This window comes from Halococcus salifodinae DSM 8989 (assembly GCF_000336935.1).
GTDB classification, from domain to species: Archaea; Halobacteriota; Halobacteria; order Halobacteriales; family Halococcaceae; genus Halococcus; species Halococcus salifodinae.
This window is the reverse complement of record NZ_AOME01000076.1, coordinates 105,307-118,974: the sequence shown is the minus strand read 5'-3', so window position 1 is coordinate 118,974 and position 13,668 is coordinate 105,307. Positions and strand designations below refer to the sequence as shown.

Genomic DNA, 13,668 nt, shown 5'->3' with positions numbered 1-13,668 from the left:
TCTCTGTGCCCGAGAATCGGCAACCGTTTCAGCAACCAAAACTTGTTATTAACGATAGAACGTGCTGTTAGAGGATGTCAGCCACGGGCACGGACAAGAACCGATGGGTGATCGCGGCGTCGGCCGTCGCGATCCACCTGTCGATCGGTAGCATTTACGCGTACAGTATCTACCAGATACCGTTAAACGAGACGCTGGGCTGGAGCACGGGGAGCGTGACGACCGCCTTTTCGATCGCTATCTTCGTGCTCGGCATCACGGCCGCCTTCCTGGGGAGTTACGTCGAGAAGTACGGCCCACGGCGATCCGGGCTGGCTGCGGCCGTCCTGTACGGCCTCGGGATGGTCGGCTCCGGCGTGAGTGTCCTCCTCGGAAGCCTCCCGCTCTTTCTCGCTACGTTCGGGGTCGTCGGCGGGATGGGAATCGGAGTCGGATACATCACACCGATCGGGACGCTCGTCGAGTGGTTCCCCGACCGCCGCGGAATGGCTACCGGCCTCGCAGTGATGGGGTTCGGGGCCGGCGCGCTGCTGACCGGTCCGCTCGGAAACTTCCTGATCCAGGGCTACGGCGTCGCGACGGCCTTTTTCGCCCTCGGCGCGTTGTACTTCGTCCTGATGGCGGCGGGATCGAGCTATCTCGCCAAGCCGCCGGACGGGTGGCTGCCTGAGGGGATGGAAGACACACCGGAAAACCAGGAGGAAGCGAGGAGCGCGCTGTCGGGAATCAGTAACCTCACCGCGAAGGAAGCACGCACGTCGCCACGCTTCTGGATGGTGTGGCTCATCGTCTTCATCAACGTCTCGGCGGGGATCATGCTGCTCGCGTTCGCCTCGCCGATGCTCCAGCAGATCGCCGGCGCGAGCGCAACGACCGCCGCGTTCATCACCGGCTACATCGGGATCTTCAACGGCGGCGGCCGCATCGCGTGGGCCTCCCTGTCGGATTACATCGGCCGGACGACGACGTATGCGGCGTTTTTCGCCATCCAGATCGTCGCCTTCTTCGTGATGCCACAGGTCACGGGCGTCTGGCTCCTCGCGGGAATCATCTTCCTCGTCATCACGTGCTACGGCGGCGGGTTCGCCTGCCTGCCGGCGTACCTCAGCGACCTCTTCGGCACCGAGGAGGTCAGCGCGATCCACGGCTACGCGCTCACGGCGTGGGGTGTCGCCGGCGTGGCCGGCCCGCAGCTCGCCTCGATAATTCTCGAATCGACGGGGAACTACACGAGCGCGCTGTACGTCATGAACGGTGCGCTCGTCGTGGGTCTCGTGACGGTGGTCGTCCTCCGCTGGCGGATCGGCAAGCTCCAGAACGCGAGTCGTGCTCCGAGCGCCACGGAGACGGCGACCGACTGAACGACCGAGATCGACGAACCACCGATCGACTTTGGCTTCGTCGGCCGATAGAACGGTGACTGCACGGCCCCGTTGCTTGCGCTGGCCGGCCCAGCGGTGAACACGCTTCGTCCCGGTTTTCGCCGCATGGGCGCTATCACCGACCTCGCCGAAAGCATCAACGACGCACGGCGATCGATCCGGGGCGACGCGAGCACCGTCGGGAAGATACCGATTCTCGTGGTATTGATCGCATCGGGCATCGACATCCCGGTCATCATCGCGCTGCTCGTCCAAGCGATCGCCGAGTAATCGTCGCCGCACGTTCACGCGATGGTTTAAATTTTGAGGATAGAGCGCCTGTCAACTACCACATCTATTAACAAATGATTAATATGGGTAGCGAATAGCAACCGATTCAATGGCATCAGAACAACCAGACTCAGATCAGGAGGAAACTACTGAATTAGAATCAGACCCCGAGGAATCGATTCAAGAAACCACTTCAACTTCTAACAGCAAGCCAAAACTGGGTCCTGACGAAGTCTATTGTACAAGTTGTGGAGCAGCTATCAAGAATCAGGCTGAAGTCTGTCCAGAATGCGGCGTTCGACAAACCACGGACGAAAGACAGACAGGAAAGCAAAAACAAGGCAGTAGCATCGAAATATCAGATAGACGTCAATATGAGTTGGAAAAGATGGCAAGCAAAGATATAACAACCACTATGCTGTGGGGGTTGTTTCTCACGCCGATTGGATACCTCAAGGTCGGTAAGACTGGGTTGGCCGTCCTGAATTTTCTCACCTTTAATTATATTCTTCTCGGGTTCGTTATCGTCCCCCTTCATACGAGAAAAATGATTAAAGATGCTAGAGAAGAACTCAGAAGGGCTGGGGTAGCAGGTTACTGATGTCGAGAGAAAAAGGCTATGACGAAGTCTTCTGTGCGTCGTGCGGAGAGGCAATTAAGGAACAAGCGGAACTGTGTCCTCACTGCGGAGTGAGAAATCAGGAGGTGAGTCAAACGTCATCTATCGAAGATAGTGAAAGCAGTTTGTCTTCTGGACTTGGAGATATTGATCAATCGACAGAGGTCGATATAGAAAAACTGTTCCGGTATGGGTTAAAATCTCTCGCGTGGATATTCGGTGTATTATTTGTTTTGGGAGGACTAGGCACGCTTTTCAGCGGAGCTGGAATCGTAGGATTGGTCATATCGTTCATACAAGGCGTGATCTTCATCGCTATTGGTGCAATTCTTCTTCCACCTGTTCGAGAACGAATCAGCATAAAACACCCAGTTACCACGGTAGGATGGAATCGTTCGACCGGAGAGGCAATCATTCGAAATGTCGAAGAACCCTGCAACGTGTGCTATGATAGTATCGACAAGGGCATCGCTCGAACCTATCGGGAACAATTTGTCCTTTTTGGAGTGCCGATAGCCACGAGGGATGAAGGTAGCAATAATTATTGTCAAAATTGTGCTGGTGGTGAGCCTTCGGTGGATATGACCGAGCAAGAACTCAGTCAGGCTTAACAAAACAAGATTCAACGAGTTTAGACTATCTAATTCATTGGTCCTTTTCCACGATCTCGATCCCACGGTTGTTCACCGCATCCGCATCCAGCCCGACCTCCTCTAGGAACTGCTTGTACTCGCGTTCGCACTTCTCGCCGGCCTGTTGTTGATCGGAGGCGTGATCACACAGTTGCAGCAGGTTCTCGGGCACGTCGTTCGCGTGGACGATCCAGTGGTTCACCAGATCGGAGAGCCGGCGGATCGGGCTGGTGAAATGCCCATAGATGTCGAAGTTGAGCGCGTGGTGCCCGCCGAAGGGGTCGTTCATGTAGCGGGCGCGCGGCATCACCTTCATCACGGCGTACTGGATCTTGCCGAGCTGGCGCTCAGGGGCCTCCTCCAGGGTGGCGTTCACCGCGATCCGGGGGTCGTCGCCCCATGCGTCACCGGGGATCGACACGCCGTCGAGTTCTTGGATCTCCTGCAGCGCGTCGTCCCACTGGTCGGGCGATGGCTGGGGGTGGACGCGGTACATCGCCTCGACCCCTTGATTCCACATCAGCTCGTGGGTCACGGCCTTGTTCGCTTTCAGCATGCACTCCTCAATGATGGTGTGGGCGCGATCGCGGCGCGGGTTCAATACTAAGGAACCGTCCTCCTTGCGCTGCTCGTGGAGCCGGTCGGCGAGTTCGAACACTAAGGAACTCTCCTCGTGGAGTGCGCTCTCGGGATCGTCGAGCCGGCGTTCGGCCTGGGTGTAGGTCAGCCGCTCGTCGCTCCGGATCACCGATTTGTAGATGTCGATCGACTCGAAGGAGAGGGTCTCGCGGTCGAGATGCATCTCGACGGTGTGGGCGAGGCGATCCTCGTCGGGCACGAGCGAACACACCGTCTCGGCGAGCGTCGCGGGCAGCATGTGGACGGTGTGATCCGGGAGGTAGACGGTGTTCGCCCGCTCGACCGCCTCGGTCCACATCTCACTGTCGGGGTGGACGTAGTGGGTCACGTCCGCGATATGGACGTGGAGCACGAACTCTTGCTCACCCTTCTCGATGCTGAGTGCGTCGTCGAAGTCCCGCGCGTCGACCGGGTCGGTAGTCCACGTCGTCAGGTCGCGGAGATCCTGACGATCGTCGAGTTCGTCGTCGATCTCGCTTGCGACGTCCTCGGTGCGGGTTTCGGCCTCTTCGAGCACTTCGTCGGGGAACTCCTCGTGGATGCCGAACTTCTCGAACAGCTCCTCGCGCTTGTTCTCGAGGTGGCGGGCGAGTTCCTCGTCGATCTCGACCGGCCCCTGTCCTTCGGTGGTGCCAGCGGCTGCTTGATCGCTCATGACCGGGCTACGGGCAGCCGACAATTAGTCGTTCTGGCACGACGACGGGTGCGGTGGGACGGTGACGAAGAAAGAACGGCGAGCCGCGAGTCAGCGCTCGCGCTCTTCGAGCGGACCGTAGCGTTCCTCGACGATCTCGTCGTACCGTCGGAGGAACGCGGTCCGCGACTCAGTGCCCTCGATGGCGTGGATCTCGACGAGCAGGGCTTCGAGATCGTCGCGCGGCTGGTGGCAGAGGTCGCGATAACAGTCCTTACAGAGGTGTTCGAACTCTTTTCCAGTGCGTTTCCATCGATCGCCGTGCTTGTCGTACTCGCGCGCCTCCGAGCGCCGGACCGAGCCGCCGCACGCAATACAGGTGATCGTCTTGCTCTCCCGGGTGCGCCGGGACCCCCACATACGATCTCCTTCGGTAGCCGCGCACTTACCTCTTCGCGTCGGCCACCTGTCGTATCCGGGTTGTGTCCGCGTCGCTGGCGCACGATTTATCACCGCCGATGGGTACGAGAGGGTATGCAGGTCAGATCCCGCCACCACCTCAGAAGCGACGCAGTCGACGAGATCGAGCGGACGCTCGCCGATCGGCTCGGCGTCGACCTCGCCGGTGACACCTACGAGCGCGTCGAGTTCGCCGAAAGTGATCGTGACCTCGTCCTCGTCGATGGCGAGCCGCTCGTGATCTACCTCGACGACGCACCCTTCCTCACCGTGCGCGGCGCGAACGCCCATCCGCCCGAGACGGGTGTCGTCACCGTCGACACCGGCGCGATCTCCTTTGTCTCGGACGGCGCGGACGTGATGCGGCCAGGTATCACCGAGGCCGACCCCGGAATCGAAGCGGACCAGCACGTCGTGATCGTCGAGGAAGCCCACGGCAAGGCTCTCGCGGTCGGGCGCGCGCTCGTCGACGGGAGTGAGATGACCGGGGATTCGGGGAAGGTCGTCGCATCGGTCCACCACGTCGGCGACGACCTCTACGAGTTCTCGATCTGAGACGCACACCGCTCTCGGCACCCGCACTCGGTTGCGAGCGACGGCACGACTCAGCAGATCGAACGCGGGTCGAGCCCCATCGCGTCGAGATCGCCCGCGAACTCGTCGTACGCGACGTCGATCGTCGCCGTGGCGGCTCCGCGGGCGCGCTCCCAATCGTCGTCCGCGCCACAGACCCCATCGAGCACCGCCGCCCCTTCGTCGAGGAGGTCGCCGGTTTCGGATCGAAGTTCTCGAAAGAGATCGGCGCGGCGCTCGTCCGCCTCGTTGACGAAGAAGCTCACGATCTGAACGGTGGTGCGGTCGCTCACGAGCGGCCGTCCGACGAGACCCGCACCGACGCGTTCTGCGGTATCGTCGAGACCTCGAAGATGCTCGTGGAGCGCGCCAGGCGCGGCGTCCGGTCCGGAATCGGTCTCCGATTCGGGATCGCCGTCGAGGTGGTCCGCGACTCGGGCCGCGTGGTCGCGTTCGAGCGCCGCGACCGACGCGAACGCCTCGCGCGCCCGATCGCTCCCCTCGTCGTCGGCCCACTGCTCGAACGTCTCGGCGGCGGCCGTCTCGCTTTCGGTCGCTACCCGAAGAACGCGCTCGGTTTCGAGGTCGGCCCCCGTCGCCGCGAGCAGCCATTTGGTCCCGCCGAGCCGATCGAGCCGGGTCGCCTTCGCGTCCCGCACGTCGTCGATCAGGGTCTCGCCGTCCATGACGTCCACTATCGTGGCTGACACTTATACTGTCGGGCACGAGGAATCGATGGTGACTCATCGTGGAGGGCGACGGCAGCCGACTCGCCGGAGGCAAATCACGACGCAAACGAGAACCGCAGGCCACACCCTCCCCAACCGATTCCTTCGCTTGCTCGCTTCGCTCGCCGCACTCAGTCATCCCTCGCACGAGCGGACGCTCTCCGCACCGCGAGCGCCACCACCGCGCCGGTGGACACTCGACCAACAGTATATCGGCCGTGGACACCTACCGCGCACATGAATGCATCTTCGTCCGGATCGACGGCGGACGACGCGATCACCCCCGCCGAACTCGCGCGCGCCATCGACGCCGGCGATCGGATGAGCGTACTCGACGTCCGCGACCGCGACGAGATCGCGTCCTGGGCCATCGAGGGATCGTCGATCGAGCGCGAGCACGTCCCCCACGCCCGATTCCTCCAGGCCGAGGTCACGGGCGAGATCGACGACCTCGCCGCCGATCTCGACCTCGACGAGCCGATCACGGTGGTCTGTGGTCGTGGCGAGGCGAGCGATCACGTCGCCGACCTGCTCACCGGGGTGGGCGTCACGGCCCGCAACCTGGCCGAGGGAATGACGGGCTGGGCACGGGTCTACCGCGCGAGCGAGATCGACTCCGGCGGTTCCACAACCATCGTCCAGTACCGCCGGCCGTCGAGCGGCTGTCTCGCGTATCTCGTCCACGCCGGCGGCGAGGCGGCGGTGATCGACCCGCTCCGAGAGTTCACCGATCGGTACGTTGCCGACGCCGCGGATCGTGGCGTCGACCTCCGCTATGCGATCGACACTCACCTCCACGCAGACCACGTGAGCGGCGTTCGACGGCTCGCGGCCGAAACCGGCGCGGAGCCGGTCCTCTCCGAGCCTGCCGCCGCGCGTGGCGTCGACGACGTCACGACGATCGCCGACGGCGAAGCACTCGAACTCGGCGACACGGTAATGGAAGCGATCGCCGCACCGGGCCACACCTCGGGCGCGTTCGCGTTCCGGGTCGGCAATACCCTGCTGACCGGTGATTCGCTGTTCCTCGACGGCGTTCCACGGCCGGACCTCGAAGCCGGAGCCGACGGCGCGCGCGACCTCGCCAGGACGCTCCACGGCACCCTGACCGAGCGCTTCGACGTGCTGGACGACGATCTGTTCGTCGCGCCAGGCCACTACGGCCCGTCGGAACGATCGGAGACCGACGGCGCGTACGCCACACGGCTCGGCGACCTCCGCGATCGACTCTCCGTGTTCTCACTCGATCGCGAGCGGTTCGTCGAGCGGGTGCTCGACGGGATGGGACCACGACCAGCGAACCACGAGCGCATCGTCGCGATCAACCGCGGACGGGAAAGCGCCGACGACGAGACCGCGTTCGAACTCGAACTCGGGCCGAACAACTGTGCCGCTGCGCCCACGGAGTGAACCGACCCACGTCCGCACCGGCCACCGTTCGCGAGCATCTCCTTACCACTCACGCCGACCTGCTCGACGCCGTGCTCGCGTGTGCCGACGCCGTTGCCGACTCGTGGGATGGTGCGACCACGTCCGACCGGGCGGCGGTGGTCGACCCGTTCAAGCGTGCGCTCGATCGTGCAGGTGTACTCAACCGCCTGGCGGCGGCGCTCGCCGGGGCCGTCGACACGCTCGACGAGGAACTCCCGGCCCAACCGGTCGCCGCGCCGCCGTACGTCGCAATCACGAGCGTCGGTCCCGTCCTGCGTGCGACGCTCGATTCCGAGCGTCTGGTGGTCACGATCCACGCCTTCGCGGTCGAGCGCGATCCCACGAGATACGTCCGCGGACCGGCCGACCCCGCCGACGCGCTCGCGGTCGAACTCAGAAGTCGCTGAACTTGTCGCGCCGGAAGAGGTCGAGTTCGCTCACGGTCGAACGGTCCTGGCGCGTGGCGAACGCGATCGCGTCGCCGATCTCGTCGGGTTCGGTGACCTCGCCCTCGTCGAACCGTTCCGCGAAGCTCTCGTCGTCGCCGAACTCCGTCCGCACCTCCGAGGGGTTGATCACGGTGACACCGACGCCCGCCTCACCGACTGCGCCAGCGACGCTATGGGCGAACCCGCGAACCCACCACTTCGTCGCGGCGTAGACCGGGTTGAACGGGCGGGGGTACTGCCCCGCGAAGCTCCCCACGAAGACCAGGTTTCCCTCGGACGCCCGGAGATGGGGGAGCGCCGCGCGCGTCGCGAAGAAACAGCCGTCGACGTTGACATCCATCATGGTGCGGTACTCCTCGGTCGAGAGGTCCTCCACGGCCGACCCGCGCGCGAGACCGGCGTTGTTGACGAGCACGTCGAGGCCGCCGAACGCATCGACCGTCCCATCGACGAGGTCCGCGACCGCGTCCTCCTCGGTGACGTCGGTCGGTGCGACGAGGGTCGCGACGCCGTGATCGGCTTCGAGCTCCGCAGCGAGTTCTTCGAGACGCTCCTCTCGTCGTGCGGCGAGCGCGAGGTCGGCCCCGTCGCGTGCGAGCGCGTGTGCGGTCGCGCTTCCGATCCCCGAGCTGGCTCCGGTGACAATCGCCGTGTCGTCGGCGAGTGGCTGGTCGGCTGCCATACGGTCCGATAGACGGCAGCGTGGTTCGTTCTTTCGGCGGTCGATCCGCGCTCACGATTGGGTTCACCCCGTCGATCCTCCGCCTACCGACGGCCCGTCCAACCATCTTGATCGTTCGTCCACGACCGATCGGGTTTATGCTGCCAGGCCGTGGCGACCTACCATGCGATTCGAGGATCAGACGGTGTTCGTGACGGGTGCAGGCGCGGGGATCGGGCGTGCGACCGCCGAGCGCTGTGCCGAGGAGGGCGCTCGGGTGATCGTCACTGACGTCGACCGTGAGGGTGGCGAGGAGACCGTCGAGCGGATCGCGGCGGCCGAGGGCGACGCGACCTTCCACGAACTCGACGTGCGCGACGAGGCGGCGTTCGCCGACCTCGTCGAATCCATCGCCGCCGAGGACGGTCTCGACGCACTCGTCAACAACGCCGGCATCGGCCAACCGCCGGCGGTCGTCGAGGAAACCGACACCGAGACGTTCGATCGAGTTCTCGACATCAACCTTCGGGGAGTGTGGAACGGCTGTCACGCCGCCCTGCCGGCGATGAAGGCCCAGGGATCGGGCGCGATCGTGAACGTCGGATCGCTGGCGAGCGTGCTCGGTCTGCCGAAACAGTCGGTCTACTCGCTCACGAAGGGCGCGGTACTCAACTTTACCCGGGCGGTGGCCGCCGAGGCAGGGCCACACGGCGTGCGCGCGAACACCGTCTGTCCGGGGTTCACCGACACCGCACTCGGCCGGGAGTTCTTCGAATCGCAGGGCGACCCCGAGATCGCCCGCGAGCGGCTGACGGCCCAGTACCCCCTGCGACGGCTCGGCGAACCCGACGAGATCGCCGACTGCATCGCCTTCCTCGCCAGCGACGAGTCCTCCTACGTGACCGGCCACGGACTCGTCGTCGACGGCGGGTACTCCGCGCAGTAGCGGATCGTTCGGTCCCCTCTCCTGTGATCAGCTACCGGCGACCGCGAACTCCTCGCCGAAGACGAGGAAGTAGCCCGTGCCGAGGAGGCCGACGACGGTCGCTGTGCCGAACGCGAGCGGTGGGCTCCCAGCGAGCACCTGCCCGACGCCTGGCACCGCCAACCCGCCGTAGAGTACGCCGCCGAGCGCCGCGCTCGGAATCACGACGACGTTACGGACAAGGTAGTACGAGCCGGTGACGCGTCCGCCTGCACCGCGTTCCGCGGGGCCGACGATGAGCGCCTTGTGCGCGGGCAGTCCCGCAAAGCGCAGCCCCGAGAACGCAAAGAGCGCCGCGAGCACCCCCGCGTCCGGCGGCGCGGCGATGAGCAGCGCGGGGAAGACCGCGTACACCGCGAACCCGACCGCGACCACGGGTTTGAGCCCCACCCGTCGGGTGAGCTTCGCGACGGGGATCATCGTCAGGAGCGCGACCGCCATCTCGATCCCGAGGAGAACGCCGAAGTACGCCTGGGGCGAGAGATCGACGGTCCCCACAACGGGAAGAGTGACCGAGAGGCCGACGCCCAGAAACCGGGTGACGACGATCACGAAGAAGACGTACACCATCCCGTTGGCGAAGCGAACCAGCGTGTCGCCGATCAGCAGCGGGCGGAGCTCCGGGGGGAGGTTCCGGAGGTCGTCGGCGACTTGCGAGATCCCTTCGAACTTCTTGCCGAAATCATCGCCAGCCGAGTCGTAGAGCACGTGCTGGGCGAGCGTCCCCAGAACAGCGAAGACAAACGCGATCGCGAGGATGGCGACGAACGCTTCGACCACCTGTGGATCGGTCATTGATCCGGTATCCGTCGTGGCAAGGGTGGCAAACACGCCGGCCGCGAGCAGCGGCCCCACCAGAAACGCGGTCCGTCGGAACGTCTCGGTGCTGGCGAACCCCTCCGCGAGCCGCGCGGACGAGACGCTCTGTTTGACGATGGCGAAGGTCGCGCCCAGCCCGAAGGACTTCCAGGCCTGGGCGAACACGAGCCCGACGAAGATCAGGGGGATGGCGAGCGCGCCGAAGGCTGGTGCGACGAGCCACACCGCGAAGCCGACCGCCGAGAGGAGGCCGAAGACGGTGAGCGCGTACCGCGAGCCGATCCGATCCGAGATCGCCCCACCGGGGTAGGGGTAGACCGCGCTGATGACGTTCGAGAACGTGCCGTACAGCCCCACAATGAACGCGCTCGCGCCGAGCGCGACCATGTACTCCCCGAGATACCGGCTCGTCATCTGGAAGCCGAGACTGAACGCGAACATCGCGACCGAGAGCACGAGCACGTCGCGTTCGAGTGCGAACAGCTCCCGAACACGGTCGCGAACGCTCGCGGGCTCGCTTGCCATGCTCAGGAATCGGAGGCCGGCGGAATAAATCACTCCCGCGTAGCGATTCGTATGACTATATTTTACACGCGACTACAGTTCACACAGACCTGCTATCCATCCCGCTGTCCGAGTCTTGGAAGTTGGATTGCTCGGGATCAGGTTCCGACCGGGACGCGGTGGCGCGCGGGAGTGTGCGGAGCGCACGACTCGCGCGAGGGATGACTGAACGGAGTGAGCGGTGCGAACGAAGTGAAGGAATCGGTTGGGGAGGGAGTGGCCTGCGGTTCTCATTTGAATCGGGATTCTGTTCGGGCGAATCGGCAATCGTCGCCGACTGCTGTTACAAAGACGCGAAACCAGTAGCTGCTGATAGGTCCGTCAATAACGGTTGTGACAGCCTCACTCCAACTGGTCGCTCGTTTCGCGGAACAACCCGTCCAGAATCTCGGGCGTCGTCGGGTGGTACGCCCGATCGGGGATCTCGCGAACGTCCATCCCGCCCTCGACGATCACCTGCATCGTCTTCGCCATCACGTCGGCGTGGTAGTGCAGGCCCTGGTAGCCGAGCACCGTGCCGTCCTCTTCGTCGACCACGAGGCGCGCCAGGCCCTCGGGAACATCCTTGGTTTTGAACACGCCGTCGTCGGCGGCTTCGCGAGTCGCGGTCACGACCTCCAAACCCGCCTCTTCGGCCGTCGCCTGGGAGTGGCCCACCCGCGTGAACGGGTACACGCCGAGCCCCGAGAACATCACGTGGTGGTGGACGTTCTCGTACGCTTCGAGCTCCTCGCCAGCGGCGTGGGCGAGGACGTTCCGCCCGGCAGTGAACCCCTGCTCCTTGGCGACGTGGAGGATCGGTTCCCGGCCGTTGACGTCGCCGACCACGAAGGTTTGGGGATCGTCGGCGGCCTGCATCGTCGGCCCGACCCAACCCACTTCGGGTCGCGGCACCGGCTCGTCACGGTCGCCGACCGTGGTGGTGCCGATCGAGTGTGTCGTGTTTTCGAGCCCGAGTCCGTCGAGCGTCGGTCGGCGGCCGGTGAAGAGGAAGAGCTGGTCGGCGTCGACCGTTTTATCCTGTCCGTCGCGCTCGACGTGGAGGCGCACGCCCCCGTCAGCTGTCGCCTCGACCGACTGCTCGTAGGTGTGGGTCAACACCTCGATCCCGAACTCCTCGCGATAGATATCGAGCAGCGCGTCGCCGAAGGCGGGATCGGCCTCGTCGAGCGGACGCGCGTCGTGCTCGATCACGGTGAGGTCCATCCCCGCCGCCTCGCTCAGGTAGGGAACCATCTCGATCCCGACGTAGCCAAAGCCCATCACGACCCCGCTGTCGGGGAACTCGGTACTATCGAGCACGTCCGCGCTGGTCATGTACTCGACCTCCCCCATCCCGGGGAGGTCGGGCACGTTCACGGTCGAACCGGTGGCGATCACGGCATAGTCGGCCTCGATCGTCCGATCGCCGACCGCGACCGTGTGGTCGTCGACGAACCGCGCGGTCTCGTGGAGGAATTCGACGTTCTCGCGCTCGGCGAGGTCGTGGACCGAACTCCGGCGGTGGGCCGCGAAGTTCGACGTGTGCTCGTTCTTGGTTTCGACCACCGATTCGAGATCGACGTCGGGGAGCGATCCCGAGAGTCGGTGGTCGTGGCGAGCTTGAAAGCGGTGTGCGCCCGCCGAGAGCACCTCTTTCGAGGGCATACAGCCACGGAGAATGCAGAGCCCGCCGCCCGGCTCGCCGTCGTCGACGAGCGTGAGTTCGACGTCTTCGGGGCTGTCCCGTCGCTCGACGAGTTCCTGTGCGACCGCGACTCCCGCGCTGCCGTACGCGCCGACGATCACGACGTGCATGGGAGTTCCACGCTCCCGATCGGCTTAGCCGTTGTCCGTGCTGGCCGCGGCGGCACACGCTCGGCGGCGCATCACTCGCTCATCCCGGGCTCGGCCATCGACGCGGTACACCGCTCGACCTCCGCGGCGGTGATCGCGGGGACGGGCCCGGGAACGGTTCGTGCGAGCGCCGCGCTCGCAACCCCAGCTTCGAGCGCCGTGTCAGCCGTGGCTCCCGCGGCCCGGTGAGCCAGAAATCCCCCACAGAACGCGTCGAACGCGCCGCGCTCGTCGACCGTTTCGGTCGCGGGGGACGCGCGCTCGTGGACGGTCCGATCGTGCCAGACCACGCCGCCGCGCTCGTCGCGCGCGATCACGACCGTTTCGAGATCGTGCTCGGCCGCCAGCGCGTGGGCGGTTTCGGTCGGGTCCGCACGATCGCCGAGCGCCGCCGCGCCCGCCTCCGCCGTGATCAGGGTGTCGACCGCCGGGAGGAGGTTCTGGGTCGCTTCGACCGTCGCCGACGGCTCCTGGCGACCGAGTCCGAGCACGGCTTCCGCTCCCGCAGCACCGGTCTCGGCGAGGAAGGTCGCGGTCGTGTCGGCGAGCGTCGTCGAGCGCGTCGGGAGGAGGGCGTCGACGAACACCATCCCCGGATCGCCGACCGCCGACAGCGAGAGGTCGTCGGGCGTCGCCGACGCGATCGCACTCGACGCCCGATCGACGATGCGGGCGTTCCCGCGCGGCGGTCCCGCCCGCTCGGCGAAGGCGAGTTCTTGACGGCCCTCGTCGGTCCAGTGGATCTCGGTTTCGACGCCGTGAGAGGCGATCCCGGCGGCAGCGCGCCGGCCGAGGTGGGTGTCGGGCAGCTTCGAGAGCCACGTCGCGTCGCTCCCGATCCGGGCGGCAGTCACCGCGGCGTTCGCCGCCGACCCCGTCGCCGCGACCTCCAGCCGATCGGTGGTTGCGAGGCGCTCGCGACCGGGCGTGGTGAGTTCGAGGATCGCCGCACCGAACGTGAGGAGGTCAGCCATCGTTTCGCAATCG

At 65.0% G+C, this 13,668-nt stretch carries 15 protein-coding genes; 8 read left to right on the top strand and 7 right to left on the bottom strand.

The genetic code is table 11. The features are described from left to right. The first annotated feature begins 74 nt into the window (after positions 1-74). The 4 genes from C450_RS16075 (at position 75) to C450_RS21750 (ending at position 2,882) form a co-directional block, all read left to right on the top strand. Positions 75-1,361 carry an L-lactate MFS transporter gene (locus C450_RS16075; RefSeq protein ID WP_005045254.1) on the top strand — a complete coding sequence of 429 codons (1,287 nt, stop codon included), beginning with the start codon at positions 75-77 and terminating at the stop codon, positions 1,359-1,361. A 126-nt stretch (positions 1,362-1,487) separates the two neighbouring features. Next, a complete protein-coding gene (locus C450_RS22170; RefSeq protein WP_161606975.1) occupies positions 1,488-1,652 on the top strand; it encodes a hypothetical protein in 165 nt (54 codons plus the stop codon). 109 nt (positions 1,653-1,761) lie between these two features. Next, a complete protein-coding gene (locus C450_RS21755; RefSeq protein ID WP_152424521.1) occupies positions 1,762-2,253 on the top strand; it encodes a zinc ribbon domain-containing protein in 492 nt (163 codons plus the stop codon). Then, positions 2,253-2,882: a hypothetical protein gene (locus tag C450_RS21750; protein WP_152424520.1), complete on the top strand. Its 630-nt coding sequence runs from the start codon at positions 2,253-2,255 to the stop codon at positions 2,880-2,882. Before C450_RS21755 ends, C450_RS21750 begins: the two co-directional genes overlap by 1 nt. A gap of 34 nt (positions 2,883-2,916) precedes the next feature. On the opposite strand, the gene C450_RS16065 is transcribed toward C450_RS21750, so the two are convergent. Both C450_RS16065 and C450_RS16060 read right to left on the bottom strand, forming a co-directional pair. Continuing rightward, positions 2,917-4,197 (bottom strand): RNB domain-containing ribonuclease, encoded by a 1,281-nt coding sequence (locus tag C450_RS16065; RefSeq protein ID WP_005045251.1) that lies wholly within the window; start codon positions 4,195-4,197, stop codon positions 2,917-2,919. Positions 4,198-4,287: 90 nt separating this feature from the next. Further along, positions 4,288-4,596: a DUF7562 family protein gene (locus C450_RS16060; protein ID WP_005045249.1), complete on the bottom strand. Its 309-nt coding sequence runs from the start codon at positions 4,594-4,596 to the stop codon at positions 4,288-4,290. A 114-nt stretch (positions 4,597-4,710) separates the two neighbouring features. Between C450_RS16060 and C450_RS16055 the strand changes: the two genes are divergently transcribed. Next, the gene (locus C450_RS16055; RefSeq protein ID WP_005045247.1) at positions 4,711-5,190 is read left to right on the top strand and encodes an RNA-binding protein; all 480 of its coding nucleotides are present in this window, start codon (positions 4,711-4,713) and stop codon (positions 5,188-5,190) included. Between the two features lie 50 nt (positions 5,191-5,240). Here C450_RS16055 and C450_RS16050 read toward each other — a convergent pair whose 3' ends face one another. After that, a complete protein-coding gene (locus C450_RS16050; RefSeq protein WP_005045243.1) occupies positions 5,241-5,894 on the bottom strand; it encodes a hypothetical protein in 654 nt (217 codons plus the stop codon). A gap of 279 nt (positions 5,895-6,173) precedes the next feature. Between C450_RS16050 and C450_RS16045 the strand changes: the two genes are divergently transcribed. Continuing rightward, positions 6,174-7,346 carry an MBL fold metallo-hydrolase gene (locus C450_RS16045; RefSeq protein ID WP_005045240.1) on the top strand — a complete coding sequence of 391 codons (1,173 nt, stop codon included), beginning with the start codon at positions 6,174-6,176 and terminating at the stop codon, positions 7,344-7,346. Then, positions 7,343-7,774, top strand: a complete 432-nt coding sequence (locus tag C450_RS16040) for a hypothetical protein (protein WP_005045238.1) — start codon at positions 7,343-7,345, stop codon at positions 7,772-7,774. Before C450_RS16045 ends, C450_RS16040 begins: the two co-directional genes overlap by 4 nt. Here the strand turns inward: C450_RS16040 and C450_RS16035 are convergent. Beyond that, positions 7,761-8,498, bottom strand: coding sequence for an SDR family oxidoreductase (locus tag C450_RS16035; RefSeq protein WP_005045236.1), 738 nt, complete (start codon positions 8,496-8,498; stop codon positions 7,761-7,763). The genes C450_RS16040 and C450_RS16035 overlap by 14 nt on opposite strands. A 163-nt stretch (positions 8,499-8,661) precedes the next feature. On the opposite strand from C450_RS16035, the gene C450_RS16030 reads away from it, so the two are divergent. Next, positions 8,662-9,423: an SDR family NAD(P)-dependent oxidoreductase gene (locus tag C450_RS16030; protein WP_005045234.1), complete on the top strand. Its 762-nt coding sequence runs from the start codon at positions 8,662-8,664 to the stop codon at positions 9,421-9,423. A 27-nt stretch (positions 9,424-9,450) separates the two neighbouring features. Here the strand turns inward: C450_RS16030 and C450_RS16025 are convergent, their stop codons facing one another. From C450_RS16025 to C450_RS16015, 3 genes are all read right to left on the bottom strand, one after another. Then, the gene (locus C450_RS16025; protein ID WP_005045233.1) at positions 9,451-10,806 is read right to left on the bottom strand and encodes an MFS transporter; all 1,356 of its coding nucleotides are present in this window, start codon (positions 10,804-10,806) and stop codon (positions 9,451-9,453) included. 381 nt (positions 10,807-11,187) lie between these two features. After that, positions 11,188-12,642, bottom strand: a complete 1,455-nt coding sequence (locus C450_RS16020) for a dihydrolipoyl dehydrogenase family protein (protein ID WP_005045231.1) — start codon at positions 12,640-12,642, stop codon at positions 11,188-11,190. Positions 12,643-12,713: 71 nt separating this feature from the next. Next, positions 12,714-13,655: a PfkB family carbohydrate kinase gene (locus tag C450_RS16015; protein ID WP_005045229.1), complete on the bottom strand. Its 942-nt coding sequence runs from the start codon at positions 13,653-13,655 to the stop codon at positions 12,714-12,716. Between the last annotated feature and the right edge of the window lie 13 nt (positions 13,656-13,668).

Bases quoted from the DNA above. Each gene is read 5' to 3' on its own strand.
- C450_RS16075 (WP_005045254.1), top strand. From the start codon at position 75: ATGTCAGCCACGGGCACGGACAAGAACCGATGGGTGATCGCGGCGTCG.
- C450_RS22170 (WP_161606975.1), top strand. From the start codon at position 1,488: ATGGGCGCTATCACCGACCTCGCCGAAAGCATCAACGACGCACGGCGA.
- C450_RS21755 (WP_152424521.1), top strand. From the start codon at position 1,762: ATGGCATCAGAACAACCAGACTCAGATCAGGAGGAAACTACTGAATTA.
- C450_RS21750 (WP_152424520.1), top strand. From the start codon at position 2,253: ATGTCGAGAGAAAAAGGCTATGACGAAGTCTTCTGTGCGTCGTGCGGA.
- C450_RS16065 (WP_005045251.1), bottom strand. From the start codon at position 4,197: ATGAGCGATCAAGCAGCCGCTGGCACCACCGAAGGACAGGGGCCGGTC.
- C450_RS16060 (WP_005045249.1), bottom strand. From the start codon at position 4,596: ATGTGGGGGTCCCGGCGCACCCGGGAGAGCAAGACGATCACCTGTATT.
- C450_RS16055 (WP_005045247.1), top strand. From the start codon at position 4,711: ATGCAGGTCAGATCCCGCCACCACCTCAGAAGCGACGCAGTCGACGAG.
- C450_RS16050 (WP_005045243.1), bottom strand. From the start codon at position 5,894: ATGGACGGCGAGACCCTGATCGACGACGTGCGGGACGCGAAGGCGACC.
- C450_RS16045 (WP_005045240.1), top strand. From the start codon at position 6,174: ATGAATGCATCTTCGTCCGGATCGACGGCGGACGACGCGATCACCCCC.
- C450_RS16035 (WP_005045236.1), bottom strand. From the start codon at position 8,498: ATGGCAGCCGACCAGCCACTCGCCGACGACACGGCGATTGTCACCGGA.
- C450_RS16030 (WP_005045234.1), top strand. From the start codon at position 8,662: ATGCGATTCGAGGATCAGACGGTGTTCGTGACGGGTGCAGGCGCGGGG.
- C450_RS16025 (WP_005045233.1), bottom strand. From the start codon at position 10,806: ATGGCAAGCGAGCCCGCGAGCGTTCGCGACCGTGTTCGGGAGCTGTTC.
- C450_RS16020 (WP_005045231.1), bottom strand. From the start codon at position 12,642: ATGCACGTCGTGATCGTCGGCGCGTACGGCAGCGCGGGAGTCGCGGTC.
- C450_RS16015 (WP_005045229.1), bottom strand. From the start codon at position 13,655: ATGGCTGACCTCCTCACGTTCGGTGCGGCGATCCTCGAACTCACCACG.